Annotated in this window: 25 protein-coding genes, 2 tRNA genes and 1 pseudogene; 12 read left to right on the top strand and 16 right to left on the bottom strand. The window is 54.2% G+C overall.

The genetic code is table 11. The features are described from left to right. Positions 1–101: 101 nt before the first annotated feature. A complete protein-coding gene (gene leuB / locus NQ012_RS03565) occupies positions 102–1,172 on the bottom strand; it encodes a 3-isopropylmalate dehydrogenase (RefSeq protein WP_257066200.1) in 1,071 nt (356 codons plus the stop codon). 146 nt (positions 1,173–1,318) lie between these two features. On the opposite strand from leuB, the gene NQ012_RS03560 reads away from it, so the two are divergent. The 3 genes from NQ012_RS03560 (at position 1,319) to pgeF (ending at position 3,661) form a co-directional block, all read left to right on the top strand. Next, positions 1,319–2,098: a TrmH family RNA methyltransferase gene (locus NQ012_RS03560; protein WP_257066199.1), complete on the top strand. Its 780-nt coding sequence runs from the start codon at positions 1,319–1,321 to the stop codon at positions 2,096–2,098. A gap of 74 nt (positions 2,099–2,172) precedes the next feature. Continuing rightward, positions 2,173–2,832, top strand: coding sequence for a YecA family protein (locus NQ012_RS03555; protein WP_257066198.1), 660 nt, complete (start codon positions 2,173–2,175; stop codon positions 2,830–2,832). 46 nt (positions 2,833–2,878) lie between these two features. Beyond that, the gene (gene pgeF / locus NQ012_RS03550; protein WP_257066197.1) at positions 2,879–3,661 is read left to right on the top strand and encodes a peptidoglycan editing factor PgeF; all 783 of its coding nucleotides are present in this window, start codon (positions 2,879–2,881) and stop codon (positions 3,659–3,661) included. Positions 3,662–4,156: 495 nt separating this feature from the next. On the opposite strand, the gene NQ012_RS03545 is transcribed toward pgeF, so the two are convergent. Next, on the bottom strand, positions 4,157–4,384 hold the full coding sequence (locus NQ012_RS03545; protein WP_257066196.1) for a hypothetical protein: 228 nt from the start codon (positions 4,382–4,384) through the stop codon (positions 4,157–4,159). Positions 4,385–4,401: 17 nt separating this feature from the next. On the opposite strand from NQ012_RS03545, the gene NQ012_RS03540 reads away from it, so the two are divergent. The 4 genes and pseudogenes from NQ012_RS03540 (at position 4,402) to NQ012_RS03525 (ending at position 9,370) form a co-directional block, all read left to right on the top strand. Continuing rightward, a complete protein-coding gene (locus tag NQ012_RS03540) occupies positions 4,402–6,117 on the top strand; it encodes a proline--tRNA ligase (protein WP_257066195.1) in 1,716 nt (571 codons plus the stop codon). A 379-nt stretch (positions 6,118–6,496) separates the two neighbouring features. Continuing rightward, on the top strand, positions 6,497–7,846 hold the full coding sequence (locus NQ012_RS03535; protein ID WP_257066194.1) for an aldehyde dehydrogenase family protein: 1,350 nt from the start codon (positions 6,497–6,499) through the stop codon (positions 7,844–7,846). Between the two features lies 1 nt (position 7,847). Then, complete coding sequence (locus tag NQ012_RS03530; RefSeq protein ID WP_257066192.1) at positions 7,848–8,588, top strand: toxin-antitoxin system YwqK family antitoxin; 741 nt, start codon at positions 7,848–7,850, stop codon at positions 8,586–8,588. A gap of 104 nt (positions 8,589–8,692) precedes the next feature. Further along, positions 8,693–9,370 (top strand): annotated as a pseudogene (locus NQ012_RS03525) (IS1595 family transposase). Between the two features lie 146 nt (positions 9,371–9,516). On the opposite strand, the gene NQ012_RS03520 reads toward NQ012_RS03525, so the two are convergent. The 9 genes from NQ012_RS03520 to rluD all read right to left on the bottom strand — a co-directional run bounded on the left by NQ012_RS03520 (position 9,517) and on the right by rluD (position 17,108). After that, positions 9,517–9,819: a hypothetical protein gene (locus tag NQ012_RS03520; protein WP_257066191.1), complete on the bottom strand. Its 303-nt coding sequence runs from the start codon at positions 9,817–9,819 to the stop codon at positions 9,517–9,519. Positions 9,820–10,104: 285 nt separating this feature from the next. Further along, entirely contained in the window at positions 10,105–10,587 is a 483-nt protein-coding gene (locus tag NQ012_RS03515; protein WP_257066190.1) for a GNAT family N-acetyltransferase, read from the bottom strand. A 177-nt stretch (positions 10,588–10,764) separates the two neighbouring features. Continuing rightward, on the bottom strand, positions 10,765–11,370 hold the full coding sequence (gene recR, locus NQ012_RS03510) for a recombination mediator RecR (protein ID WP_257066189.1): 606 nt from the start codon (positions 11,368–11,370) through the stop codon (positions 10,765–10,767). Between the two features lie 154 nt (positions 11,371–11,524). Next, positions 11,525–12,478: a nucleoside hydrolase gene (locus tag NQ012_RS03505; protein ID WP_257066187.1), complete on the bottom strand. Its 954-nt coding sequence runs from the start codon at positions 12,476–12,478 to the stop codon at positions 11,525–11,527. 36 nt (positions 12,479–12,514) lie between these two features. After that, the gene (locus NQ012_RS03500; protein WP_257066186.1) at positions 12,515–13,210 is read right to left on the bottom strand and encodes a DUF6973 domain-containing protein; all 696 of its coding nucleotides are present in this window, start codon (positions 13,208–13,210) and stop codon (positions 12,515–12,517) included. 137 nt (positions 13,211–13,347) lie between these two features. Beyond that, positions 13,348–13,848, bottom strand: a complete 501-nt coding sequence (hscB, locus tag NQ012_RS03495) for a Fe-S protein assembly co-chaperone HscB (protein ID WP_257066185.1) — start codon at positions 13,846–13,848, stop codon at positions 13,348–13,350. 82 nt (positions 13,849–13,930) lie between these two features. Continuing rightward, positions 13,931–14,383: a dihydroneopterin triphosphate diphosphatase gene (gene nudB, locus NQ012_RS03490; RefSeq protein ID WP_257066213.1), complete on the bottom strand. Its 453-nt coding sequence runs from the start codon at positions 14,381–14,383 to the stop codon at positions 13,931–13,933. Continuing rightward, positions 14,384–15,805 (bottom strand): mechanosensitive ion channel family protein, encoded by a 1,422-nt coding sequence (locus NQ012_RS03485; protein ID WP_373566627.1) that lies wholly within the window; start codon positions 15,803–15,805, stop codon positions 14,384–14,386. It lies immediately after the preceding gene. A 184-nt stretch (positions 15,806–15,989) separates the two neighbouring features. Further along, a complete protein-coding gene (rluD, locus tag NQ012_RS03480) occupies positions 15,990–17,108 on the bottom strand; it encodes a 23S rRNA pseudouridine(1911/1915/1917) synthase RluD (RefSeq protein ID WP_257066184.1) in 1,119 nt (372 codons plus the stop codon). Here rluD and NQ012_RS03475 point away from each other — a divergent pair. Next, entirely contained in the window at positions 17,107–17,916 is an 810-nt protein-coding gene (locus NQ012_RS03475; protein ID WP_257066183.1) for an outer membrane protein assembly factor BamD, read from the top strand. The two genes, rluD and NQ012_RS03475, sit on opposite strands and share 2 nt — an antisense overlap. Before the next feature lie 104 nt (positions 17,917–18,020). On the opposite strand, the gene NQ012_RS03470 is transcribed toward NQ012_RS03475, so the two are convergent. The 5 genes from NQ012_RS03470 to NQ012_RS03450 form a co-directional block, all read right to left on the bottom strand. Next, complete coding sequence (locus NQ012_RS03470) at positions 18,021–19,217, bottom strand: amino acid aminotransferase (protein ID WP_257066182.1); 1,197 nt, start codon at positions 19,215–19,217, stop codon at positions 18,021–18,023. Positions 19,218–19,529: 312 nt separating this feature from the next. Next, the gene (gene efp, locus NQ012_RS03465; RefSeq protein ID WP_085366796.1) at positions 19,530–20,090 is read right to left on the bottom strand and encodes an elongation factor P; all 561 of its coding nucleotides are present in this window, start codon (positions 20,088–20,090) and stop codon (positions 19,530–19,532) included. 43 nt (positions 20,091–20,133) lie between these two features. After that, complete coding sequence (gene earP / locus NQ012_RS03460) at positions 20,134–21,309, bottom strand: elongation factor P maturation arginine rhamnosyltransferase EarP (RefSeq protein ID WP_257066181.1); 1,176 nt, start codon at positions 21,307–21,309, stop codon at positions 20,134–20,136. Between the two features lie 393 nt (positions 21,310–21,702). Further along, positions 21,703–23,127, bottom strand: coding sequence for a leucyl aminopeptidase (locus NQ012_RS03455; protein WP_257066180.1), 1,425 nt, complete (start codon positions 23,125–23,127; stop codon positions 21,703–21,705). Positions 23,128–23,178: 51 nt separating this feature from the next. After that, positions 23,179–23,331, bottom strand: coding sequence for a hypothetical protein (locus NQ012_RS03450; protein WP_257066179.1), 153 nt, complete (start codon positions 23,329–23,331; stop codon positions 23,179–23,181). Positions 23,332–23,365: 34 nt separating this feature from the next. Here NQ012_RS03450 and lptF point away from each other — a divergent pair, with 34 nt between their 5' ends. From lptF to NQ012_RS03430, 4 genes are all read left to right on the top strand, one after another. Next, positions 23,366–24,478: an LPS export ABC transporter permease LptF gene (lptF, locus tag NQ012_RS03445; protein WP_257066178.1), complete on the top strand. Its 1,113-nt coding sequence runs from the start codon at positions 23,366–23,368 to the stop codon at positions 24,476–24,478. Beyond that, positions 24,475–25,545, top strand: a complete 1,071-nt coding sequence (lptG, locus tag NQ012_RS03440) for an LPS export ABC transporter permease LptG (RefSeq protein WP_257066177.1) — start codon at positions 24,475–24,477, stop codon at positions 25,543–25,545. Before lptF ends, lptG begins: the two co-directional genes overlap by 4 nt. Positions 25,546–25,689: 144 nt before the next feature. Beyond that, positions 25,690–25,765: transfer RNA gene (locus tag NQ012_RS03435), tRNA-Val, on the top strand. Positions 25,766–25,777: 12 nt separating this feature from the next. Continuing rightward, positions 25,778–25,854 (top strand) — tRNA-Asp (locus NQ012_RS03430). Positions 25,855–25,958 lie beyond the last annotated feature (104 nt).

The following is a 25,958-nucleotide window of genomic DNA, read 5'->3' as shown; positions in this document are numbered from 1 at the left end:
TAATTTGAATTTTGCAAAGATAACAGGCCGTCTGAAAAAAGTTTTTCAGACGGCCTGTAACTTTTGCATTGCATCTAAAATAATTGATTTACCGTATCAACTTACAGCGCCGCCAACACGGCATCGCCCATTTCGGAGCAGGAAACCAAACGTGTGCCTTCTTCGTAGATATCGGCGGTGCGGCAGCCTTGTTCCAGCACTTTCTGCACGGCCTGTTCGATTTGCTGCGCGCGTGCTTCGTCGTTCAGGCTGTAGCGCACCAGCATGGCGAGCGACAGAATCGTGGCCAGCGGGTTGGCTTTGTTTTGGCCGGCGATGTCGGGCGCGGAGCCGTGCGAAGGTTCGTATAAGCCTTTGCCTGTTTCGTTGAGGGAGGCCGAGGGCAGCATACCGATGGAGCCGGTGAGCATCGAAGCTTGGTCGGAAAGAATGTCGCCGAAGATATTGCCGGTGGCGATTACGTCGAACTGTTTGGGCGCGCGCACGAGCTGCATGGCGGCGTTGTCGACATACATATGGCTCAGTTCCACATCGGGGTAATCTTTGGCGGTTTGGTTGAAAATCTCTTTCCACAATTCGGTGGTTTCCAACACGTTGGCTTTATCCACCGAACACAGTTTCTTGCCGCGTTTCTGCGCGGCTTCAAAGGCCACTTTGGCGATGCGGCGGATTTCGCCCTCGCTGTATTTCATGGTGTTGAAGCCTTCGCGCTCGCCGTTTTCCAGCGTGCGGATGCCGCGCGGTTCGCCGAAATAAATGTCGCCGGTGAGTTCGCGCACAATCAGAATATCCAAACCGGCCACCACTTCGGGTTTCAGGGTGGAGGCGTTGGCCAGCTCTTTATACAGAATGGCGGGGCGCAGGTTGGCAAACAGGTTCAAATCTTTGCGGATGGCCAACAGGCCGCGTTCGGGGCGCAGCGGCCGGTCGAGGTTGTCGTATTGCGGGCCGCCCACCGCGCCCAGCAGCACCGCATCGGCGGCGCGGCACAGGTTTTGCGTGAATTCGGGGTAGGGGTGGCCGTATTCGTCGTAGCCGGCGCCGCCGATGGGGGCGTATTGGTATTGCACGTCGAGGCCGTCTGAAATCAGTTTGTCCAACACGCGCACGGCTTGGGCGGTGATTTCGGGGCCGATGCCGTCGCCGGGCAGAATGACGATTTGTTTGCTCATTTCGGGTTTCCTTTGTCGATCGGTTAGCTGAACGGGGCTGATTGTACCGTTTTTCGTTAAGGAAATGTTGCTGCCGGCAAGGTTTTTCAGACGGCCTCTGCGCCGATAAATCCTCATGCCGTCTGAAAAACATTATAATGCCGCCTATGAAACAGATTACCTCCGCCCGCAACGAACAGCTCAAGCACGTGGCAAAACTGCTTTCGCACGGCAAAACCCGCCGCGAACACGGCCAAACCGTGCTCGAAGGCGTGCATCTTTTACAGGTTTATTTGCAGGCGGGCGGGGAGCCGCTTCAGATTTATGTGCCTGAAAACAAACGGTATCTGCACGAAGTGGCGGCTTTGCTGGCGCAACTGCCCGAAAACCGGATTACGCTGGCATCGGCGGGCGTGCTCCCGAAAATCAGCGGGCTTGCCGAAGCCGAAGAAGTGCTGGCGCTCATCGATATTCCCGCGCCGGGCGCATTGCCGCAGCAGGGCGATTGCGTGGTGCTCGACCGCGTGCAAGACCCGGGCAACGTCGGCACCATCATGCGCAGCGCGGCGGCTGCGGGCGTGAAGCAATTGGTTTTGGGCAAAGACTGCGCCGATGTATGGGCGCCGAAAGTTTTGCGCGCCGGTATGGGGGCGCATTTTCTGCTCAATGTGTTTGAGCGCGTCGATTTGGCGCAATGGTGCGCGGGCTACGGCGATAACATCTGGGCAACCGCCTTATCCGAAACAAACGAGCGCAATCTTTACCGCATGGATTTAACCCGCCCCGCCGCTTGGGTGTTCGGCAACGAAGGCAGCGGTGTGGGCGCGGAATTGCTGGCGCGCGTAACCGGCTGCGTGAAAATCCCCATGGCGGGGCAAACCGAATCGCTCAACGTGGCGATGGCGGCAACGGTGTGTTTGTTTGAACAGATGCGCCAGCGGCTTTAATTATATTTTTCAGACGGCCTGCAAGCCGAAAGGCCGTCTGAAACAACCGGACCACCCACAAGGAACACTCAATAATGTTTGACGAATCTTCACAACAACGGCTTGCGCAGCTGCTCGACCCCAAAGCGGAAACCGGCGCCACCATGCGCTGCGACGAAGTTCAGGCATATATGCTGGCGCTGCTAACCGGCCCAGACGAGCTAAACACCGGCGAATGGCTGCCCGAAGTGATGGGCGGCGAACACCAGTTCACCCCGGCCGAAGAGCAGGAAATCGAATCGCTGGTGCTGGAGATGGTGCTCGATATGCGCATGAAGCTCGACGGCAGGATGCTGCCCGATTTATGGCTGTATGACGACGAAGCGGGCAACCCCGATTTCCACACTTGGTGCAACGCCTATCTGTATGCGCTCGACGTGGTGCCGACCGACTGGTTCGAGGCCGCCAACGACGAAGAATTCGAAGATTTGTTCTACCCCATCATGGCGCTGGGCGGCATCTACGACGAAGACGAAAACGGCGAAATGGTGCTGCACCTCACCACCCGCGAGCTGACCCAGCTTGAATCCGAGCTGCCCCATGTGCTGCTGGATATTTATTACTACTGGCAGAGCGTGAAAAACAAGCCGCAAACCGTGCGCCGCGAAGGTGCCAAAATAGGCCGTAACGACCCCTGTCCGTGCGGCAGCGGCAAAAAATACAAAACCTGCTGCGGCAAAGAGCAGGCCGTCTGAAAACATTTCAGACGGCCTCAACCCACCACCAAGCGGACTTCCATTAATGAACCGATTTGATTTAAACGCCGCCATCGGCATCAACCGCAGCGATGCCCCGTTTTTCCAAGCCGAATGGCCGGCGCCCGCCAATGTGAAAACCCTGATTTCCACCCGCAACGGCGGCGTAAGCGAAGGCGTGTACCGCAGCCTGAACGTGGGCGCGCACGTGGGCGACAACCCCGAGCATGTGCGGCAAAACCGCGAAGCAGTCGAACGGCAAACCGGCGTGCCGGTGGTGTATCTCAACCAAATCCACAGCGCCGCTGTGGTCAACGCCGCCGACCATATCGGCGGCACACCGCCCGATGCCGATGCCTCGTTCGACACCACCGGCACCGCCGCCTGCGCCAGCATGACCGCCGACTGCCTGCCCGTGCTGTTTTGCGACCGCGCAGGCACCGTGGTGGCCGCCGCACATGCAGGCTGGCGCGGCCTGGCAGGCGGTGTGCTGCAAAACACTATTGCCGCCATGAACGTGCCGCCCGTTGAAATCATGGCCTATCTCGGCCCCGCCATCGGCCCCGAAGCCTTCGAGGTGGGGCAGGATGTTTACGATGCCTTCTGCGCGCAAAACCCCGCCGCCGGCCAAGCCTTCGAACCGATCGGCGGTGGCAAATACCTGGCCGATATTTACCGCCTCGCCCGCTTAGTGCTGCAAAACGAAGGCGTGGGCATGGTTTACGGCGGCAACCGCTGCACCGTGCTGGAGCGCGATACCTTCTTCTCTTACCGCCGCGACGGCCAAACCGGCCGCATGGTCAGCGTAATCTGGCTGGAAAAACGGTAGTTTTAAAAGTACGGATATTTCAATAACAGGCCGAGACCTTTGCAAAAATACCTTAAAGCCGTCTGAAATGCTTAAATCCCGTCATTCCCGCGTAGGCGGGAATCCAGATAGAAATATTGAAGCATTGATTAAACAAATACTTGGATGCCAAGTGTCTGGATTCCCGCCTACGCGGGAATGACGGAATTCAGGTTTTTTAGATAGCAAGGTGTAGAAAATTCCAGCGTTGTTTACACTTTTCGCTTTTTGCTTGAAGACCCATTTTGGGATTTTTGAGGGTTGTCAAGAATGCCGAAAGGCACGGCGAAGCCGCATCGTTCTTGAGAATACTTAAAAATCACGAAACCATCATTCCAGCAAAAAAACAAAAGTTGTTTGGCATAAAAAGTGTAAACAACCCGACCTTTTCCCACATCTCAGGCCGTCTGAAAAGGTTGTTCGCTTTCAGACGGCCTTAGGGAGTGTAGTCAGAAAGCGTTGCGGCGGTATTTTTGGTCAAAATCCGCATCTGCTGCGTTCAAAATGCTCGCAAGATGTCCAATCTTGCTGCGCTTTTTGCCTTGCATCTGCGGATTTTTTCTCAAAAAACCGCTTCGCAAGCCTTCTGACCACACTCCCTAAGTTTTTTGCAAAGGTTTTAGGCTCTGCGGTTTGACGCGAAAACCCGCCGAATGCCTGCCGAAAACGCGGGCATTGCGGTACAATGCCGCTTTCTTTATCCAACCGACTGCCGAAACATCATGAAAGCCAGCCAATTTTTCATTTCCACCTTAAAAGAAGCCCCCGCCGAAGCCGTATTGCCCAGCCACCAATTGATGATACGCGCGGGCCTGATTAAAGCCGCCGCTTCGGGTTTGTACACTTGGATGCCGATGGGCTTGCGCGTTTTGCGCAAAGTGGAAAACATCGTGCGCGAAGAAATGAACCGCGCCGGCAGCGTAGAATTGCTGATGCCCGTGGTGCAGCCTGCCGAATTGTGGCAGGAATCCGGCCGCTGGGAGTTTTACGGCAAAGAGCTTCTGCGCATCAAAGACCGCCACGAGCGCGATTTCTGCATGGGGCCCACCTGCGAAGAAGTGATTACCGACATCGTGCGCAAAGAAATCACCAGCTATAAGCAACTGCCGAAAAACTTCTACCACATCCAAACCAAATTCCGCGACGAAGTCCGCCCCCGTTTCGGCGTGATGCGCGCACGCGAATTCGTGATGAAAGATGCCTATTCGTTTCACGCCGATTACGAATCGCTGGTTAACGACGGCTACCAGCCCATGTATGACGCCTATTGCCGTATTTTCGACCGCTTGGGCCTGAACTACCGCCCCGTTGCCGCCGACACCGGCAGCATCGGCGGCACCGGCTCGCACGAATTCCAAGTGCTGGCCGAAAGCGGCGAAGACGTGATTGCCTACAGCGACGCTTCCGATTACGCCGCCAACGTAGAGCTGGCGCAAACCCTGCCGCAAGCCGGCGAACGCGCCGCCGCCGCGGAAGCACTCACCAAAGTGCACACGCCCAACGTGAAAACCATCGCCGCTTTGGTTGAATTTTTGAATATCCCCATTGAGCGCACGCTGAAATCCATCGTGGTGGAAGGCGAAGAAGAAGGCGAAATCGTGCTGCTGCTGTTGCGCGGCGATCATGAGTTCAACGACATCAAAGCCGAAAAACTGCCCGGCATCAAATCGCCGCTTGCCATGGCCTCGCCCGAAGCCGTTCAGGCGGCCTTCGGCGCCAACGGCGGCTCGCTCGGCCCGGTGGGCTTCAAAGGCAGGGTTTATGCCGACTATGCCTGCGAGAAACTCGCCGACACCGTCATCGGCGCCAACGAAGACGACTACCACTACACCGGTTTCAACTTCGGCCGCGACTGCCCCGAGCCGGAATTCGTTGATTTGCGCAACGTGGTGGAGGGCGATCCCAGCCCCTGCGGACAAGGCCGTCTGAAACTGGCGCGCGGCATCGAAGTAGGGCATGTGTTCCAACTGCGCGACAAATATTCCCAAGCCATGAACGCCGGCTTTCTGGACAACAACGGCAAAGCGCAAATCATGGAAATGGGCTGCTACGGCATCGGCATCACCCGCATCGTGGCCGCCGCCATCGAGCAAAACCACGACGAACGCGGCATTATCTGGACCGACGCGATGGCGCCGTTCCGAGTGGTGATCGTGCCGATGAACTATAAAAAATCCGACACCGTGAAAGAAGCCGCCGACTATCTCTACGCCGAACTGCTGGCGCAAGGTGCCGACGTATTACTCGACGACCGCGACGAGCGCGCCGGCGTATTGCTTAACGATTCGGAGCTGCTCGGCATTCCCCACCGCATCGTTATCGGCGACCGCGGCCTGAAAGAAGGCACCGTCGAATATGCCCGTCGCACCGACGGCGAAGCGCAAAGCGTAGCGGTGAAAGAAGCCGCCGCCAAAGTGTTGGCTGCGCTGAACGCCTGATAACGCCGTTGCTTGTGTTTAGGCCGTCTGAAAATGTTTTTCAGACGGCCTAGATTCTATTCCAACACAGAAAGCGCTATTGCGGGCAAACTTATAGCGGATTGAATCGCTTCGATACAAGGCAGCATAAACAATACGGCCAGGCGCAGCAGCGCCTTCGCGAAAGTTAAATTAATCCGCTATATTTCTGCTTGCATTATATGGTTTTTAAAGTAACCAAATCACCGGTTGTATCCGCAAAACACCGTTAAAACACATTTTCCGGGCTGTTTCGGAAAATGCCTTTAAAATACGAAGTCCACCACTATAATATATAATACCAGCAGGCTGCGCGGCGGTAATAACGCATGGGCGCAGCAGCATTTTTCCGGAGCAAACCGTGTTTCGCAGCACACATATCCTCAGTGGCAAAACCCTATACGAACGCGCCGCACAGCCTATGGAAGAGTTCGAATACGAGTTGCGCCGCCTACAGCACCGCCAGCGCGAATTTGCCGCCTTAAAGGTAACCGAACGCACGGCGCTGTTGCAGGATTTTGCCGACAAACTGGCTGCCAACCGCGACCGCCTGGCCGTGATGATTTGCGAAGAAGTCGGCCGCTGCCTGCGCGAATGCGAAGCCGAGTTAGACAAATCGGTGGAGCTTGTCCGCTATTACGCCCATCTCGCCCCCGAGCTGCTGGCGCATAAAACAATCGCCACGCAAGCCACCTTGAGTCAGGTGCGTTTCGAGCCTTTGGGTATCGTGCTGGCCGTGATGCCGTGGAACTACCCCGTTTGGCAGGTGCTGCGTTTTGCCGTTCCCGCCTTGTGCGCCGGCAACGGCTGCATGGTAAAGCCCGCACCCAGCGTCGGCCGGATAACCGAAGCATTGTTTGAATTGGTGGGGAAAGATTTACCGTTGGGTGTGGCTTGGTTGGCCGAACCCGATGTCCGCCATGCCGTCGCCCGCACCGATGCGCTGGCCTTTACCGGCTCCACCGATATCGGCCGCCGTTTGGCCGCACAGGCCGGCCTGTATATGAAAAAAACCGTATTGGAGCTGGGCGGCAGCAACGCATTTATCGTGATGAACGATGCGGATTTGGCGCAAGCCGCAAAAGACGCCTGCTATTCGCGTTTCCGCGATGCAGGGCAATCGTGTAATGCAGCCAAACGCATCATCATTACCGAGGCGGTGGCCGACGAATTTATCCCGCTGTTTCTTGAAGAATGCGCCAAATTGAAGATCGGCGACCCGATGGATCCGCAAACCACATTGGCGCCGCTGCACCGCCGCGATTTGCGCGAAAAAATCCACTGCCAAGTGCTTGATGCGCTGGTAAACGGCGCCAGCGTATTGTGCGGCGGCCAAATTCCCGAGTGCACCGAAAAAGGCTGGTTTTACCCGGCAACCGTGCTGGATCATGTCAACCACAACTGCCGCGTATATCACGAAGAAGTTTTCGGCCCCGTGGCAGTTATTCTGCGCGCTTTAGGCGAAGAACACGCCGTTGCGCTGGCAAACGACACCCCTTTCGGGCTTGGCGCCAGCATTTATGCGAAAGACACCGCCAAAGCATGGCAGTTTGCATCCAAGCTGCAAACCGGCGCGGTTTACATCAACCGGCACACCAGCAGCGACTTGCGCCTGCCGTTCGGCGGCGTCAAAGCCTCGGGCTACGGCAGGGAATTATCCGAATTCGGCTTATATGAATTTGTAAACGTAAAATCTTACTGGCAAAAATGATATGAAACGGTTTTGGCATACAGGATTAACGGCATTGGTGATGGCGGGCGTTCCGCTGGCTGCGGCGGCGCAGATGCACGAAATTTATTTCAACCAACAAGGGCAGCTTACCGCCACCATGTCGGCGGTAGCCTATGTGCGCCAATACGAAATCAAAGACGGCACGGCACAGGCGCAAGACTTTTATTACCCGTCGATGAAAAAATATTCCGATCCCTACCAAGTGCCGGCCTCGCAAATCAAAATATTCGTGCCCACCCTCAATAACGGCACGCTGACCCTTTGGCATTTCAACGGCCAGAAAAAAATGAGCGGCACCTATAAAAACGGCAAGCCCGACGGCGTTTGGACCAATTGGTATCCCAACGGTAAAAAATCCGCCGTAATGCCGTATGTGGCAGGCAAAAGCGAAGGCATAGGCGCACGCTATTACCGCAACGGCAATAAAGAGAGCGAAATCCAGTTTAAAAACAATAAAGCCAACGGCTTTTGGAAGCAATGGTATGCCAGCGGCAAGCCGAAAACCGAAATGATGATGCAAGACGATAAACCCGTTAACATCGTAAGCTGGAACGAAGACGGCCTGCTGCTTTCGGAAATCACATTAGACGACGGCCGCCGTAACGGCATTATGCTCGATTGGCATCCGAACGGGGCAAAAAAATCGGAAGCAGTTTACCAAGACGGCAGCCTGGTTAAAAAAACTGTTTGGGATGAAGACGGTTATGTGCTTTCCGAATAATCTTTGAAAACATAAAAATTGATTAAAATAAAAAACCAAGCTTCGGCTTGTTTTTTTATTTTAGAGGCTCTAGACTGGCAAAATAGCTCTGTTAGACTAGAAAAATGAAATATAACACCAAGTTAAGTGAGTATCAGCTCAAAAAAATTATCAAGCATTTTGGTGTCGATATAGAAGCCTCAAAAACCGCTTTGCTGACAGGCTTCAACCGCAATACCATCAACCACCGGTATAGCATTTTCAGGCACGAAATATACCGCTGCCAAAGCGAGCAAAAAGACCTGTTATACGGCAGCATAGAGGTTGATGAAAGCTATTTTGGTGCCAAACGGCAGCGCGGTTTCCATGGCAAGTTAAAGCGTGGCAGAGGAACGCTTAAACAACCCGTTTTTGGTATTTTCGAAAGAGACGGCGGGGTTTATACCGGAATCGTTCCTGATTGTAAAAAGCAAACACTTCAAGCTGTTATATTGTGAAAGGTCTCTCTGGAGAGTGTTATTTATTCTGATAGCCGGCGCGGTTATAGCGGCTTGGTCGATGTCGGCTACTCTAAACATTTGCGCGTTAATCACGGACAAAATGAGTTTGCAGATGGTACCAGGCACATCAATGGTATTGAATCCTTTTGGAGCTACGCGAAGCATCGCTTGGTACAGTTTAACGGTGTGCCGAAGCATACGTTTTACCTGCATTTAAAAGAAACCGAGTTCCGCTTCAATCACAGGCATGATGATTTGTACAAAGTGCTGTTGGGAATGTTGCGGAAAGATCCTTTAAAATGAATTTTGCTTCCTAAGCCCCTAAATAAATGGCTCATAAGGCCAAATAACGATAAATGTTCTTACCACACCGGCCTTTTTTAAATAATATTTAATTTCAGGGGTGCTAGTGTCTTTAAAATCACAACGGTAAGTCCCATAGGGCAGTCTTAGCCCCCCCCCAGTGTTCCTATCTGTGCTCTAGAATCAAGACTATGGGGTTTATGCTCGTGAAGTGCCCACCCGCCTCCTAAATACAACTCATCTTTTTTAGAATATTTCCGTTGAAAAAATACGGTTTCTTTACCGTTTTCAATACGGTAACAGGTTGTTGAGAATGAGAAAGGAATTTCTTTGTTTGTTTTATAATCAATCGATTTGGCGTAATTGATATATTCAATAATCAAAAACATTGCGTAAGGTTTATCAATCCAAGAGCGGACGGGATAGCTGATCTGTTTACCCTCACCCATAGGAAAATCGATTTCGGGATGGTGGCCGATGTCTTGTGAACCCCAAACCCGAAGCAAATCACATTAGGCTAGGGCAAGCACGGCGGTAATGGCGAGAACGAATGCAATCCGTTTTTTTGTGAAGAATTTCATAAGTTGGCTTTTCCTGATTTCGGATGAACATAAGCTGTCCCCGATGAGGAAAATCTAACGGTTACGGTATATTCCGACACTCCTGGCCGGGTTAGGGAAACGGCAGTCGGTGGTTTGTGCTGATGGTTTTGGCCGGTTGGGCGGCAAAACGGTTTAGAGGTATTTGCGCATCAGTTCACACTCAACCGTTACTTCGCGGTTTAAGGGTAAAACCGCGGAGCCGAGTGATTCGTAGCCGTTGAGTTTGTAGAATGCCACCGAATTGAGCGAGGCATAGAGTTTGATAAAGCTCAGCCCTTCGCTTGCCGCCAGTGCTTCGGCACGTTGCAGCAGGGCGGTGCCTAAGCCGTGGTTGTGCACGAAGGGGTGGACGTAGAGCGCGTCTAACTGTGCTTCTTTGAAATCGAGTTGGAAAAAGCCTTGAATGTGTCCGCGGTATTCCACCACCCATAAGGCTTTGTTGGGATCGGCCATGGTGTCAAGATAGCCTTCGGGGCTGAGCAGCCGGCTCCATGCTTCGAGCACGCGGTTGTTGTAGCTGCGGGTGCAGGTGTATTGCACGGAATAACGGTGGGCGTTGTAGATATGTTCGCAGTCGTGCGGGGCGGCAGGGCGGAGTACGGTAATCAGGCTCATGGCGTATCGGGTGGTGGGTTTCAGACGGCCTGGCGGTTGCGTTTGGGAGGCCGTTTGAACAGTCGGACAAAATGCGGTTTGCTGTGTGCGAACATACGGGATTTTTAACGGGAGATAAAGCGGTTTGTGCCGAACGCGGTATTTTTTGCACAAGCGGAAGGGCAAACGGTTTGTGGTTTACTCTTTCAGCATTTTCCGTTCGTAAACCGCTTGTGCAAGCGTGCCGGCATCGACATATTCCAGCTCGCCGCCCAGCGGGATGCCGCGTGCAAGGCGGCTGACTTTATAGGGCAGGTTTTTGAACAGCTCCGACAGTACATAGGCGGTGGCATCGCCCTCGGCGGTGAAGTTGGTGGCGATGATGATTTCTTCCACTTCGCTGTTTTGCAGTCTTTCTACCAGTTTATCGAGGGCGATGTGGCTTAAATCCATGCCTTGTGCGGGGTTGACTTGACCCATTAATACGAAATACAGCCCGTCGTGGCAGTTGGCGGCTTCCATGCCGGAAACGTCGGCAGGCATGTGCACAATCATCAGGCGGCGCGGGTCGCGGTTGTGGTCGGCGCAGATATCGCATAACCCGCCTTCGCAAAAAGTGTTGCAGCGGGTGCAGTGTTGTACTTGTTTTAAGGCGTGTTGCAGTGCTTCGGCCAATTCCTGCGCGCCGCCTCTGCTGTGCTGCAACAGTTGGTAGGCCATGCGCTGCGCGGATTTGGGGCCGACATTGGGCAGAATTTTTAAGGCGTTGATCAGGCGGGTGAAAGCATCGGGGTTTTTGGGCATGGCTTCGTTATTGATTGTGATTTGATTTGAGGCCGTCTGAAAAAATTTTATAGTAAAACAATTGTTTTCTTTTTATTTTGTTTCGCTATAGCTTCACGGAAATTTTGCTCCGCTTGTTTTCAGACGGCCTGTATTTGATGCGTAAAGGGGAAGGTTAGGGTAGTTCATGGATGGAGTCGGCCAGTTCGCGGAACATCGCGTCGGCATCAACATCGGTTACCCAGTAGGCATTGGCCGGCTTGCCGGTGGAACCCCACCAGTCGACTACGCAGGCGCCCATGGTCAGCTCGCTTTGGGTTTCGACATCGACACGGCATGATTTGCCGCTGAAGAGTTCGGGGAATACGGCGCAGGCAATGGCGCAGGGGTCGTGCAGCGGTCCGCCTTCGAGGCCGAATTTTTGGGTGTCGAAACGTTCGTAGCTTTGCAGGATATTGGCCAAACGTTTGCCGTTGGTGTTGTTTTGTTTGCGTAAAACATCCATGCGCGGGGTGGTGATGCAGGCTTTGTGGGTAACGTCGAGCGGCAAAACAGTTATCGGTGCGCCGCTTTGCAATACAATCTGCGCGGCATGGGGATCGACATAGAAATTGAATTCGGCGGCAGGGGTAACGTTGCCTGCCTCGAAATAGTTGCCGCCCATCAGCACAATGTTTTTGATGCCGCGAACGATATCGGGGGCAAGGCTGATGGCTTGGGCGATATTGGTTAGCGGGCCGATGGGGCAGAGTGTGATGCTGGCCTCTTCGGCCTTGCGCAGGGTGTCGATGAGATAGGGCACGGCGTGCACGGGTTGCAGCGGGCATTGCGGGTCATGCAGTTCGGCTCCGTCCAGCCCGGTTTTGCCGTGTACTTCTTCGGCGGTAACCAGTGGCCGCAGCAAGGGTTTGCCTGCGCCGGCGTAAACGGGAAAATCGGTTTCGCCCGCCCAGTCGCAGATGATTCTGGCGTTGGTGGCGGTGTGGTGCAGGCTTACGTTGCCGGCTACAACGGTGAGCGCCATGAAATCTATCAGCCCGCGTTTGGCCAGTCCGTGCGCCATCAGAATGGCTGCGGCATCGTCTTGGCCGGGGTCGGTGTCGATAATCAGGCGGATTTTTTCGTTCATGGTCTGCTCTCCGTTATGTTTGCCGCCCGCAGGTGTTTATCTGCTCTCCTGCTTGGAACCGGCGGTTTGTGCTGCGAGGGTTTTATCGTATTCCTGCTGTTCTTCAGCAGAGAATCCGTTTTCATTCAAGATTTTCACGCGGTTGGCCGCCGCCTGTTGCTCGGCGCGGCTGATCTTGGTGCGGCTGATGCGCCAAGATGTACGGCCTTTTTCGGTAACCGAACGTGCCGTCCACAAGCCTTCTTTTTGGTAATGGTTGAGAACGGCTTGCGTCAGCGCTTTCATATCGGCGTCGGGGTTGGCGGCACCTATGGTACGCCCGATGCGGTTGTTGCGCAAATCGGCGGCTTGGTCGGCGGCCGCACGGCTGAAATATTGGATTTTGTTTTCGCGTATGGCGGTGTCGTCTTCATAGGCATTACCGATTTTTTCGGCGATTTCGGTGCCGAAGCGGGCGGTAATGGCTGCCTGCCAAAGTGTGTTGCGTACGGCGTTAACCTGCGTGCCCAAACCTTCGCCGCCGTTGGCCTGATTGTCGAGGCCGGTTTTAAGGGCGAAACGGGCTGCATTGCCGGTGATATTGACGGCGTTTTCACCGGGCAGGCCGATGGCCTGTGCAGCTACGGGGTGGTTGGCTGCAAATTTAAGAATTTTATTGCGGCGGCTCTCGTCGCTGTGAATCTGGCAGGCGGTGAGCAATAACACACTAATCAGTAAGCTAATCCGTTTCATGTTGTTTCTTTTATCAAAGAGGTTTAAGTGAGTAATGGGCGGGGTTGGGGTTGCGGCGGGTAAAAAGTTTGCGCCGCCAAATCTGCATCTAAATCTACATCGTAGCGTTTTTGTTTTTATGGGTTTCAGACGGCCTGTCAGGAGGCTGCCTGTATTTCTTGGCGGAGTTTGTCGAGAAAGCGGCTTTGGCGGACCAAAGCGGCTGCTTCGTCATGATTCTGCCGTGAAAAAGCGGTGCGCAGTTGTTGTTGCAGGTTTTGCTGCTCTGCGGCAATTTCTTCATCCAGCTCTGCGAGTGCGGCTGTATTGCCGCCGGCACGGGCTTCTTCTAAAGTTTCGCGCCATTCCATCTGCTGCATCAGGAATTCGGGGGCGAAAGCGGTGTGTTCGGGAGCGTCGGCCTCGATGCCGTGCTGTTGTAGCAGGTAGGCGGCGCGCTCGGTGGGGTTTTTTAAAACGCGGTAGGCTTCGTTTACGGCCGAAGCCATCATCACGGCCTGTTTTTGTTCGAATGCGGAGGCTGCTGCGTATTTGTCGGGGTGGAACCGGGCGGCAAGTGAGCGGTAGGTTTGCTCCAGCGTTTCGACATCGATGTCAAAAGCAGGTTCCAATTTAAATAAAGCAAAATATTGGGTCATGAAAACTTTCAATCGAATCAAGCTTGTTTACAAACAAGTGCGTCTTGATTTACATAACTTAAATTATCCTACAAAACTGATATTAAAACAAATGCTTATGCAGGTTTAAAATTGCCGCTCTATTTGAGGGCGAAAATACCTTTTCCGCTGCTTCGGCCAGCGGCAGCCAAGCGTAGGCGGTATGCTCGGAAAGGCTGATTTTTATTGGTGTCTGCCGGTTTATTTCGGCGGAGAATATGTGCTCGGTATTATGCGTAACGCCTGCGGGGTAGCGGTGGCGCCAGTGCGGATAGATTTCGTATTCGGTGCTTTCGTGCCAGTTGCACAATTGGCCGTCTGAAAGATAAATACCTGTTTCTTCTAAAACTTCTCGGCTTGCTGCGGCTTCGGGCGTTTCGTTTGGCTCGAGGCTGCCGGTTACAGACTGCCAGAAATTTTTACAATCGGCGCGTTCGATAAGCAACACATTACCGTTGCCGTCGTGCAACACCACCAATACTGAAACGGGTATTTTGGGCGGTTTGGCTGTCATGATTCAGTCTCCATTGTCGAATGCCGCATCGGAGCGGGTGTCGATTTGCGCTTTCAACGAGGCTTTCAATATAGCGATATCGCTGGGGGTTTGCGCTTCGTTGAGAATGCGTACCTCGCGTTGCGGGTAGGGGAACTCTATGCCTTGTTCGTTAAAGCGTTGCCAGATGTCGAGCAAAATGGCTGAAAACAATACGGAAAAGCCGTTTTCAGGGTCTTTCACCCAAAAGCCGATGCGCAAATCGACGCCGTTTTCGCCGAAGCTGATAATCACGGCGGTGGGGGCGGGAGAGGTGTCGACGCGCTCTTGTGCAGCGGCGGCTTCTTCCAAAACGGAGAGCGCTTTGGCCAAATCGGTATGGTAGGCCACCTGAATATTGAGGCTCTGCCATAAAGCCTTGCTGGTGTAGGATTCGTTGATAACGGTGGAGGTAACGAAGGTTTCGTTGGGAATCAGCGCTTCCGAGCCGTTGGCATTTTTGAGCACCACGAAGCGCGAGGTGATTTTGGTAACGTAGCCGGTGAAGTTGTTAACTGTTAAGCGGTCGCCGGGGCGGATGGAGCGGTCGCCCAAAATAATGAAGCCGGAAATATAATTGCTGGCAACTTTTTGCAGGCCGAAACCGATGCCCACGCCCAATGCGCCGCCGAACACCGACAGCACCGTCAAATCTATGCCCACCAACGGCAACGCGATTAAGAAGGAAAGCACGATCATCACCGTGCTGACGATTTTGGTGAGCACGATGCGCAAATTGATGTCGATCCGTTGGCTTTCCATCAGCTTATTATTGATAAAGCGCGCCAGCCACAGGGCGAACACCATAATCACGGCCACCCACAAGAGGCCGGTCAGCACGGTGTAGAGGTTGAGTTTGGTTGAGCCTATGGGCAGTTCGACGGTTTTCATGGCGTCGATAATGATGTCTTCGATGCCCGAAACCCATAATACGAACGCCACCCACAATGCGGCGGAAAGAAAGCGTTCCAGCCAGTCGGTTATTTTGCTGGCGGGCAGGGCGGCGTGAACCACGGCCAATGAGAAGCGGATCAGAATCATCCAGCGGGCGGCCATGGCTAAAAGTTGCAGCCACAGTGCGGTTTTGCCGGCAAGATTCCAGAAATAAACGGCGCTGATGGTGCCTATCAACATCAATACGGGCCACAGAATGCGTTGGCCGATATGGCGGATAACGCCCCAGCGCCTGCCGGCGACGGGGTGTTTTTTAATCCAATAGGCGGAAAGCCAGAATGTTGCCGCCATCACGGCCAGCGTGATGCCGATTTCGAGCCAGCCTTCCGGGCGGTTGAAACTGCGTTCCAGCAGTTGCGAGGTGAACTGATGGCGGGCAAACAGGCCGGAGATAAAATTTGAAATCCCGCTGTTTTCCAGAAATTGCAGGCTGGTGTCGGACAGATTCGGCATGGCTTTTGAAGCGTGTAATGTTATGTGTATGAAAAAACGGTAGGCGGATTATAGCCTAAATTGTTGCGGCGGTTGCGGGTTGGGGCGGATTCGCATTGGCACTTTTTATTGGCGGAAAAAACGTTCAGACGGCCTGAAGTTGCTGTATCAGGCCGTCTGAACGTTATGGGCGCGGTTATTTTATTCAATCGCGCACATAAACCACTTCCACATCATAATCGTCGTCGTTCCAACCGTCGTCGTCATTGCCGAGTTTTTCCTGCCATTCGGCTTCGTGGCTGAGCGAAGAATCCAACCCTGCTTCCAAGCGCAATACCGACAACAGGCGGTACATATCTTGCGGAATCGGTGCTTCAAACGATACGGTTTCACCGGTGGCGGGATGCTCGAAACTCAAGCGGTAGGCATGCAGGGCTTGGCGGGCCAGGCTTTTCACGGCCTCTTTGGCGGTGTCGGAGCAGGCGTGGCGCAGGTTGCCGTAAACGGGGTCGCCCGCCAGCGGATGGTTGGCTTCGCGCATGTGCACGCGGATTTGGTGGGTGCGGCCGGTTTCGAGCGAACATTCTATATAGCTGTGCGCCAAATAACGCTCCAGCACTTTCACATGGGTAACCGCCGGTTTGCCGCCGAATTTCACCACCGCCATTTTCAGGCGGTTGTGCGGGTCGCGGCCGATTAAGGTGTCGATTTTACCGTCGAACGGTACGATACCGTTGGCCACCGCGCGGTAGATGCGTTTGACCGTGCGCGCCTGCAACTGGCGCACCAAATGGTTTTGCGCGGGCAGGGTTTTGGCCACCACCATCAGGCCGCTGGTGTCTTTGTCCAAACGGTGCACGATGCCGGCGCGCGGAATCTGGGCCAGCCCGGGGCAGTGCGCCAGCAGGCCGTTGAGCAGCGTGCCCGTCCAGTTGCCGGCGGCGGGGTGCACCACCAAACCTGCGGGTTTGTTCAGCACAATCACGGAGCCGTCTTCATAAACAATGTCCAAATCCATGGGTTCGGGCGTAAACGCCAGATTTTCTTCGCTCGGGCGCACCGTTACCGCGATATATTCGCCGCCTATCATTTTGTCTTTGGGTTGGGCCGGCTTTTCGTTTACCGTTACCGCGCCTTCTTTTATCCAAGCGGTCAGGCGGCTGCGCGAATAATCGGGCAGCAGTTTGGCCAATACCGCATCGAGCCGCATACCCGCCAAATCGAGGGGAACGGTTAAATTAATGCAAGTTTCTGCATCGGGGGCTGCCGCAAACCCCAAATCATCGTTATAATCGGCTTCATTTTCAAAGGAAGAGTTCTGCATGAAAAAAATTCTTTTAGTTGTTGCTTTAGGTTTGGCTTTGGGCGGCTGCGCCGGCACCAAAGGCACTATCGATAAAGATACCCAAATCACTCAGGATTGGACGGTTGAAAAACTGTATGCCGAGGCCCATGACGAGTTAAACAGCAATAATTATACGCGAGCCATCAAGTTATATGAAATTTTGGAATCGCGCTTTCCCAACGGCCGTTACGCCCAGCAGGCGCAGTTAGACACGGCTTATGCTTATTATAAGGACGACGAGCCGGAAAAAGCGCTGGCTGCCGTCGAGCGTTTCCAACGCAACCACCCTCAGCACCCGAATATGGATTATGCCTTGTATCTCAAAGGCTTGGTGCTGTTTAACGAAGACCAGTCGTTTTTAAACAAATTAGCTTCGCAAGACTGGTCTGACCGCGATCCGAAAGCTAACCGCGATGCCTACCAGGCATTTGCCGAGCTGGTGGAACGCTATCCCAACAGCAAATACGCGCCCGATGCTACCGAGCGCATGGCGAAGCTGGTGGATGCTTTGGGCGGCAACGAAATCGCCGTGGCCCGCTATTATATGAAGCGCGGCGCATATTTGGCCGCCGCCAACCGTGCGCAGAAAATCGTTGAGCGTTATCAAAACACCCGCTTTGTGGAAGAATCGCTGGCGATTATGGAGTCTTCCTACCGCAAAATGAACAAAACGCAATTGGCCGACGATACCCGCCGCATTTTGGCGCAAAACTTCCCCAACAGCCCCTACCTGCAAAAACCGTGGAGCGAAAGCACCAGCATTCCGTGGTGGCGATATTGGCGTTAAGGTTTGATTTCAATAATTAAGCTATAAAAATTTAGGCCGTCTGAAAGCAAAAAACTTTCAGACGGCCTAAATTTTTATAGCTTGTATGTCAAATGAACAGGTTTCTATCCGTTTAACACGGCGGCAAACGCATCGGCCACATAATCTACGTTACTTTCGTTCAGACCCGCCACGCACATGCGGCCGGAGGCGACCAGATAAACCGCAAATTCGCTTTGCAGGCGCTGCACCTGTTCGGGGGAGAGGCCGGTGTAGCTGAACATGCCGCGCTGGGTGATGAAATAGTCGAAATTTCTGCCCGGCACTTTTTCAGAGAGCACTTCATACAATTTCTGCCGCATGGCGCGGATGCGGTCGCGCATGGCGTAAACCTCGCCTTCCCATTGTGCGAAAAGCTCGGGCGTGTTCATCACGTCTGCCGCGATATAGCCGCCGTGTGCGGGCGGGCTGGAATAGATGCGGCGCACGGTAAACTTGAGCTGGCCGAACACCAAGGCGGCCTCTTCTTCGCTGGTGCATACCACGCTCAGGCCGCCGACGCGTTCGCCGTAGAGCGACAGGTTTTTAGAAAAAGAATTGCTGACAAACAGCGGCAAACCCATCGCAACGGCTTTGCGGATGGCGTAGGCATCGCTGTCGAGATTTTCGCCGAAACCTTGGTAGGCGATGTCCATAAACGGAATCAGTTTGCGGGTTTGCACGATTTCGAGCACCGCATCCCATTGTGCGGGCGTCAAATCCACACCGGTGGGGTTGTGGCAGCAGGGGTGCAGCACCAGCACGCTGTGTTCGGGCAGGCTTAAGAAAAAGGCCAGCATTTCCTCGAATTTCACGCCGCCGGTTTCGGAGTCGTAGTAAGGATAAGTGCCCACTTCAAAACCTGCGCCCTCGAAAATGCCTTTGTGATTGTCCCAAGTGGGATCGCTCACATAGGCTTTGGCTTTGGGAAACCAGCGGTGCAGAAAATCTGCACCCACTTTGAGCGCGCCCGAGCCGCCTAGGGTTTGGATGGTGGCGATACGGTTTTCTTTCAATGCCGTGCAGTTGGCGCCGAACAGCAGTTTCTGCACGGCGCGGCGGTAGCTGTCCAAGCCCTCCATCGGCAGATAGGGGCGCGGCTGCGCGGCTGCGGCACGTTTGGTTTCGGCGGCCCGCACCGAATCCAGCAGCGGCAGCTTGCCGTTTTCATCGAAATAAATGCCGATGCCGAGATTTACTTTGTAGCTGCGCGGGTCGTTGTTATAGGTTTCGACCAGGCTCAGAATCGGATCGCCGGGGTAGAAATCGATGTGTTGGAACATGGTTTTTCCTTTGTAGAGTGAATGGCAAAGATTTTGGCACAAGAGACAGAGGTTTACAATTGCAGAATATGAGGGATTAAATTTAACCCGGTTACAGTATGGTCGGGGAATACGGCTGCCCGGCATATAGTGAATCCACTTCTGCTAAAGTGCAATAAAGACTGTCGAATCAAGGGGCGTTGTCTTACACGATAAAAATGCCGGGCCGTTAGGCCGACCTGCCCGCTACCTTTGGGCTTAAAAACAATAAGGCCGTCTGAAAAATATGTTTTCAGACGGCCTTACCTTGTTTCAGGCTGGGATAATTAAGCCTTAGGCACGTTTGCGGAATTCGCCGGTGCGGGTGTCGATTTCTACTTTGTCGCCGTTTTCAACGTAGGCCATTACTTGGATTTCGGTGCCGCCGACCAAACGGGCGGTTTTCATGACTTTGCCCGAAGTGTCGCCTTTAACGGCCGGTTCGGTGTATTCCACTTCGCGCACGATGATGGTGGGCAGCTCTACGGAAATCGGGTTGCCTTCGTAGAAAGTTACTTCGCACACGTCTTCCATGCCGTCGACGATAAATTTCAGGGCGTCGCCGATGTTTTCGGCTTCAACTTCGTATTGGTTGAATTCTTCGTCCATAAAAACATACATGGGGTCGGCGAAGTAGCTGTAGGTGCAGTTTTTGCGTGCCAAAACGACAACGTCGAATTTGTCGTCGGCTTTGTAGATGGTTTCGGTGGCGGCGCCGGTGAGCAGGTTTTTCAGTTTCATGCTCACTTTGGCGGAAGAGCGGCCGCCTTTGATGTATTCGGTTTTTTGCACCACCATCGGGTCGTTGCCGACCATAAATACGTTGCCGGCGCGCAGTTCTTGTGCGGTTTTCATAGTGTTTCCAATCGGTATTCAGTGAAAAATAAAACGCGTTATTTTAGCGGTGTCGGTTGAATTTGGCTAGTTTTTCTATGGCACTTGGCTGTGAAAACAGGTGTTTTTGCCAATCTGCCACGCTTTTTTGCCAGTTGGCGGCGTGGCTTTGCAGCGCTTGCCAGGCGGCCAGACGTTGCGCGGCGGTGAGGGCGGCGGCACCGTTGAGTTCGTTTGAGAGTGCCCGGTGGGCGGCGCGGACGGCTTCGGGGTAGTGCGCATAAGCCCTATCCCAAAATGCGTGCAGTTTTTCGATATGCACCGCTTCTTCCTGCGGGTAGATGTGCCAGAAAAAGGGCTTGGCGGCAAACTGGGCGCGCACGAAGCTGTCTTCGCCGCGCACGATCAGGCCGTCGGCAAGGTGCAGCAGGCGGTCGAAATCGTGTTGCGGCACGAAGGGAATGCGGATTAGGGTTGCGCAGGCCGTCTGAAACGTGTCGCCTGCCTGTTGCAGGGCATGGTGCGGAATGGCTGCGGCTGCTTTCAGGCTGTCGATGATTTGCCCGCCGGCCAGCAGCAGGGTGACGGGTTTGCCGTTTTGCCGCCACATATCCAGCCATTCGGCCCAAACGGGGCTTTCGTAGCCGAACAGCAGCCATTCGGGGGCGGTTTTTTCGGGCAGCATCAGGCGGGCGCGCCATCGGGCAGTGTGGAAGCGGCTGCGTTCGGCGTAATCCCGCTCGCGCAGCAGGCCGCCGCTTTTTTCGGTAAAGCCCATAAACCAGAAATATTTTTGCAGGCCGTTTGCCTGCGGCGAGGGGAGGGCGTGCAGGCGTTCGTTGTTGGCTTCGGCGCTCAGGTATTCCCAATTCAGCCACAGCGGCCGGGTTGCGGCTATTGCGGTTGTTACATTTGGCGGCAGGTCGCAGGCGAAGGTTTCGATAACGGTGTCGGGCGGCGGGGCGGATTCGAGCTGTTCGGCGCGGCAGCGGTTCCATAGGCGGACGGAGATGTTTTGGTGCGTGCAGGGCGGGGCGGGCAAATCTGGGCAGAGTGCGCGCAGGGCTTCGGCGCCGTCTGTCCATAAGTGCACCTGCCAGCCCAGTTCGTTGCGGAGCATTTGTGCAAGCCGCCACGACACGCCGATGTCGCCGAAGTTGTCGATAACGGTGCAGAAAATCCAGCAAACGGGGGCGGATTCGGTTTTCGGAGGCGGGCAGGCTTGGTCTTTGGAAGGCATGATGGGTTTTGATAAATCTTTGCGTGGCGTGAGGTTATCGCTTCGGGGTGTTTTGTCAAGAAAATATTTTCTTTATCCACATTAATAGTTACGGCATTGACAAGTATGCTGAACAAGGGGCTTGACAACTGTTTGAAGTGGTTATTTATTTGATATATAAACGTTTTTTATTTGGGCTTAATTTTTGTGCAACAATATGCAAAGCTTGATTTTTCGGGGAAAACGCGGGGATTTCACAAACTTTCCACACAGTTATCCACAGCTTTTGTGAGTAAGCTTTAAGGGCTTGATTGGGATTGGGTTTATATTATTGTCATATATAAACAGGCCGTCTGAAAACGGAAACCGCATTTTGTTTTCAGACGGCCTGTGCTATGTTTGATTTAACGGTGTTTACTTCACTTGGCGCAGATAGTTCAGCAACAATGGCACGGGGCGGCCGGTGGCGCCTTTGTCTTTGCCCGATTTCCACGCGGTGCCGGCGATATCGAGGTGCGCCCACGGGTAGCTTTCGGTGAAATACGACAAAAACGTGCCTGCGGTAATTGTGCCTGCGCCGGGGCTGCCGATATTGGGCAGGTCGGCAAAGTTCGATTTGAGCTGTTCTTTATAGGTGTCGAACAGCGGCAGCTGCCAGGCTTGGTCGCCGCTTTCGCGCGAGGCGGCCAGCAGGTTGTCCACCAGCTCCTGATTGTTGCCCATCAGGCCGCTGACATCATGGCCGAGGGCGACGATGCAGGCGCCGGTGAGGGTGGCGACGTCAATCACGGCTTTGGGTTTGAACTGTTCGGCATAGGTGAGCGCATCGCACAGAATCAGGCGGCCTTCGGCATCGGTGTTGAGCACTTCGATGGTGAGGCCCTTCATGCTTTTGACGATGTCGCCGGGCTTGTTGGCCTTGCCGGAAGGCATGTTTTCGCAGGTGGGCACGATGGCGATCAGGTTGACCGGCAGCTTGAGTTTGACGGCGGCGCAAAACGTGCCGATAACGCCGGCGGCGCCGCACATATCGTATTTCATTTCGTCCATATTCAGGCCGGGTTTGAGCGAAATGCCGCCGGTGTCGAAAGTGATGCCCTTGCCGACCAATACCACCGGAGCGGTTTTTTTGTTTTCGGCGCCGAAATAGGAAAGTTCGATTAAATAGGGTTTTTGTTTGCTGCCTTTGGCCACCGACCAAAACGAACCCATGTGTTTTTTAATGTAGTCTTTGCCGAGAATTTTAGCGGTAACGCCGAGTTTTTTGGCTTGTTTTCGGGCGGTTTCGGCCAAGAATTCGGGCGTGCATTCGTTGGGCGCGGCGTTGCCCAAATCTTTGCAGAGTGCCATGCCGTATAATTGGGCGTCGGCCAAGGTTAAGGCCGTCTGAACGGCTTGGCTGTGCTGCCCGCTGAAAAATTCCGCCCGAGCGAGCTTGGCCGGCTTGGCTTCTTTTTTGTAGCGGTCGAAGCGGTAGGCGGCGTTGCCGAATGCCAGCGCGAACACTTCGGCAACCAAAGCAGCGGCTTCTTGATTAAACGGCGCGAGGCAAACGTTTACCAGCTCCTGCTTCTGCGCCCACGCGGCGGCTTCGGCGGCGGCTTTGGCCACGGTTTCGCGCTTGGTGTCTTGCAGGCGCACCACGGCCACGGCTTTCAGGCCGCCGTTTTCGGAAACTTTGGTTTCGGCAAAGGCCTGGTCTTTTTCTAACGAACCGCAGAGCAGGGCGGCGGTTTCGTTATCGCTGTTTTCGCTGCACGGGCAGGCTTCTTCGCAAATATAAAGCAGGGCGCCGGCGGTGTCCGGCTGCAATTTTTCGGCTTTTGTGCTAAATTCCACGCTGATTCTCCTAGATGAGCGGTTATCCCTAAAGAATTTTTTCAGACGGCCTTACTTATATTTACAGGCCGTCTGAAACATATCGGCCTGATTGTACTCTATCATCGGTCTGCCCGAAACCTCGGGAAACCCCATGGCGGCAAACTTCATTGCCGCCGGTGCGGCAGCCCATGCCGCCGTTGTTTGCGTTTGGTTTTCCGCCATATCCCCCAACCCCGCCATTCGAAGCGGTTATTTTATGATTTATCAACGAAATTTTATCAAAGAACTTTCTTTCACCGCCGTGGGCATCTTCGTGGTGCTGCTGGCGGTGCTGGTGTCCACGCAGGCCATCAACCTGCTGGGGCGTGCCGCCGACGGCCGCGTGGCGATTGACGCCGTGACCGCGCTGGTGGGCTTTTGGGTTATCGGCATGACGCCGCTCTTGCTGGTGCTCACCGCCTATATCAGCACGCTTACCGTGCTGACCCGTTATTGGCGCGACAGCGAAATGTCGGTTTGGCTCTCGTGCGGGCTGGCGCTGAAACAGTGGATACGCCCCGTGTTGCAGTTTGCCGTGCCGTTTGCCCTGCTGATTGCGGTGATGCAGCTTTTCGTGATGCCGTGGGCGGAGCTGCGCAGCCGCGAATACGCCGAAATCCTAAAGCAGAAACAAGAGCTTTCGTTGGTGGAGGCGGGCGAATTCCGCACGCTGGGTAAGCGCAACGGGCGCGTGTATTTCGTGGAAACCTTCGACACCGATTCGGGCATCATGAAAAACCTGTTTTTGCGCGAAACCGACGATAAAGGCAACGACAACATCGTTTTCGCCAAAGAAGGCACATTTTCATTGAAAGACAACAAACGCACGCTGGAGCTGAGCAACGGCTACCGTTACAGCGGCACGCCCGGCCGGGCCGACTACAACCAAGTGTCGTTCGAGCATCTGAGCCTGATTATCAGCACCACGCCGAAAATCGTCGACCCGATTTCGCACCGCCGCACCATTCCCACCGAAAAACTATTCGGCAGCAGCAACCCGCAATACCAAGCCGAGCTGATGTGGCGGCTGTCGCTGCCCATCAGCGTGCTGCTGTTGAGCATACTCGCCGTGCCGCTTTCCTATTTCAACCCGCGCACGGGCCACACTTATAACATCCTCATCGCCATCGGCCTGTATCTGGTTTACCAAAACGGCCTTACCTTTCTGCGCAATGCGGTGGAAGACGGCAAACTCAATTTCTGGCTCGGCATGCTGCCCATGCACATATTGATTGCCGCCGTCGCCGTTATCCTGCTGCGCGTGCGCAGTATGCCCGCACAGCCTTTCTGGCGCGCAGTGAAACTCAGTTTGAAAGGCGGTGCCAAATGAAGCTGATTACCCGCTACCTTATCCGCCAACTCAGCGTGATGACGGTTTACGCACTGCTGGCCTTTTTGGCGCTTTACAGTTTTTTCGACATCATCAACGAAGTGGGCGACCTCGGCAAAGGCAGCTATAACGGCGCCAAAATGATGCAGTATGTGCTGATGCAGATGCCCGCCCACGCTTACGACCTGATGCCGCTGGCCGTGTTGATCGGCGGCCTGATTGCCCTGAGCCAGCTTGCTTCGGGCAGCGAAATCACGGTTATGAAAACCAGCGGCATGAGCACTAAGAAACTGATTGCCGTTTTGCTGCGCTTCGGCCTGATTTTCGCCGTCGCCACCGCCGCCTTGGGCGAATGGCTGGCGCCGTCGCTGAGCCAGAGCGCCGAAAACATGAAAGCCACCGCCACCAACGGCCGAATCAGCACGGGCGCGCAGGGTTTGTGGCTGAAGGAGCAGAACAACATCATCAATGTGCGCGAAATGCTGCCCGACCATACCCTGTTGGGCGTGAAAGTGTGGCGGCATAACGAAGCCTTCCAACTGGCCGAAGCGGTGGAAGCGGAATCCGCAACGCTAAACACAGACAACAGCTGGCAGCTGAAAAACGTGCGTCGCAGCCTGCTTGACGGCGAAGCGGTGCGCACCGAAACACAAGCCGAACAAAACTGGCCGGTCAAGCTGCAACGCGGCCTGCTGGACGTGTTGCTGGTGAAACCCGAGCAAATGTCGGTGTCGGAATTAACCACTTATATAGGCCATCTGAAAAACAACCAACAGCAAACCAAGCTCTACGAAATCGCCTGGTGGCGCAAGCTGATGTATCCCGTCGCCGCACTGGTGATGGCTTTGGTGGCGCTGGCGTTTACCCCGCAAAACACCCGCCGCGGCAATATGGGCCTGAAATTGTTCGGCGGTATCTGTTTGGGTTTGGCGTTCCACTTTGCCGGCAGGCTGTTCGGCTTTACCGGTCAGCTTTACGGTATCCCGCCGTTTATCGCCGCCGTGCTGCCGACGATGCTGTTTGCCGTTTTGGGCGTGTATCTGATACGCAGGCAGGAAAAGCGCTAAACATTGTTGGCCGTAAAGTTCGGGCTGTCTGAAAAGTAATTTTTTTATATTTCATGGGTTTGTTAAAAAGTGGTTTATCAGGCCGAAAAAATGCTTGCACAAGCTTCGGGATTTTGGTTTAATCACGTCTTCGCAAGGCGACACGGGTGATTAGCTCAGTTGGTAGAGCGTCTGCCTTACAAGCAGAATGTCGGCGGTTCGACTCCGTCATCACCCACCAAGTTTCTTGCGCGGAGTGGTAGTTCAGTTGGTTAGAATACCGGCCTGTCACGCCGGGGGTCGCGGGTTCGAGCCCCGTCCACTCCGCCAAACCTTTTCAGAAAAAAAGCACCGATTCAATCGGTGCTTTTTCTTTGTCTGTTTTTAGAATTCTTTCTAAAAAGAATCCTTTCTAAAAGTCTGCTTTCAGACGG

Origin of the sequence: Neisseria dentiae, from assembly GCF_024580525.1 — a bacterium.
GTDB classification, from domain to species: domain Bacteria; phylum Pseudomonadota; class Gammaproteobacteria; order Burkholderiales; family Neisseriaceae; genus Neisseria; species Neisseria dentiae_A.
Note: the sequence above shows the minus strand (reverse complement) of the source record. Positions and strands in the feature narration are given on the sequence as shown.

What these genes read in the sequence shown, in the direction of transcription:
- leuB (WP_257066200.1), bottom strand. Translation starts at nt 1,172, where the DNA reads ATGAGCAAACAAATCGTCATTCTGCCCGGCGACGGCATCGGCCCCGAA.
- NQ012_RS03560 (WP_257066199.1), top strand. Translation starts at nt 1,319, where the DNA reads ATGAAACAGATTACCTCCGCCCGCAACGAACAGCTCAAGCACGTGGCA.
- NQ012_RS03555 (WP_257066198.1), top strand. Translation starts at nt 2,173, where the DNA reads ATGTTTGACGAATCTTCACAACAACGGCTTGCGCAGCTGCTCGACCCC.
- pgeF (WP_257066197.1), top strand. Translation starts at nt 2,879, where the DNA reads ATGAACCGATTTGATTTAAACGCCGCCATCGGCATCAACCGCAGCGAT.
- NQ012_RS03540 (WP_257066195.1), top strand. Translation starts at nt 4,402, where the DNA reads ATGAAAGCCAGCCAATTTTTCATTTCCACCTTAAAAGAAGCCCCCGCC.
- NQ012_RS03530 (WP_257066192.1), top strand. Translation starts at nt 7,848, where the DNA reads ATGAAACGGTTTTGGCATACAGGATTAACGGCATTGGTGATGGCGGGC.
- NQ012_RS03520 (WP_257066191.1), bottom strand. Translation starts at nt 9,819, where the DNA reads ATGGGTGAGGGTAAACAGATCAGCTATCCCGTCCGCTCTTGGATTGAT.
- NQ012_RS03515 (WP_257066190.1), bottom strand. Translation starts at nt 10,587, where the DNA reads ATGAGCCTGATTACCGTACTCCGCCCTGCCGCCCCGCACGACTGCGAA.
- recR (WP_257066189.1), bottom strand. Translation starts at nt 11,370, where the DNA reads ATGCCCAAAAACCCCGATGCTTTCACCCGCCTGATCAACGCCTTAAAA.
- NQ012_RS03505 (WP_257066187.1), bottom strand. Translation starts at nt 12,478, where the DNA reads ATGAACGAAAAAATCCGCCTGATTATCGACACCGACCCCGGCCAAGAC.
- NQ012_RS03500 (WP_257066186.1), bottom strand. Translation starts at nt 13,210, where the DNA reads ATGAAACGGATTAGCTTACTGATTAGTGTGTTATTGCTCACCGCCTGC.
- hscB (WP_257066185.1), bottom strand. Translation starts at nt 13,848, where the DNA reads ATGACCCAATATTTTGCTTTATTTAAATTGGAACCTGCTTTTGACATC.
- NQ012_RS03485 (WP_373566627.1), bottom strand. Translation starts at nt 15,805, where the DNA reads ATGCCGAATCTGTCCGACACCAGCCTGCAATTTCTGGAAAACAGCGGG.
- NQ012_RS03475 (WP_257066183.1), top strand. Translation starts at nt 17,107, where the DNA reads ATGAAAAAAATTCTTTTAGTTGTTGCTTTAGGTTTGGCTTTGGGCGGC.
- rluD (WP_257066184.1), bottom strand. Translation starts at nt 17,108, where the DNA reads ATGCAGAACTCTTCCTTTGAAAATGAAGCCGATTATAACGATGATTTG.
- NQ012_RS03470 (WP_257066182.1), bottom strand. Translation starts at nt 19,217, where the DNA reads ATGTTCCAACACATCGATTTCTACCCCGGCGATCCGATTCTGAGCCTG.
- efp (WP_085366796.1), bottom strand. Translation starts at nt 20,090, where the DNA reads ATGAAAACCGCACAAGAACTGCGCGCCGGCAACGTATTTATGGTCGGC.
- earP (WP_257066181.1), bottom strand. Translation starts at nt 21,309, where the DNA reads ATGCCTTCCAAAGACCAAGCCTGCCCGCCTCCGAAAACCGAATCCGCC.
- NQ012_RS03450 (WP_257066179.1), bottom strand. Translation starts at nt 23,331, where the DNA reads ATGGCGGAAAACCAAACGCAAACAACGGCGGCATGGGCTGCCGCACCG.
- lptF (WP_257066178.1), top strand. Translation starts at nt 23,366, where the DNA reads ATGATTTATCAACGAAATTTTATCAAAGAACTTTCTTTCACCGCCGTG.
- lptG (WP_257066177.1), top strand. Translation starts at nt 24,475, where the DNA reads ATGAAGCTGATTACCCGCTACCTTATCCGCCAACTCAGCGTGATGACG.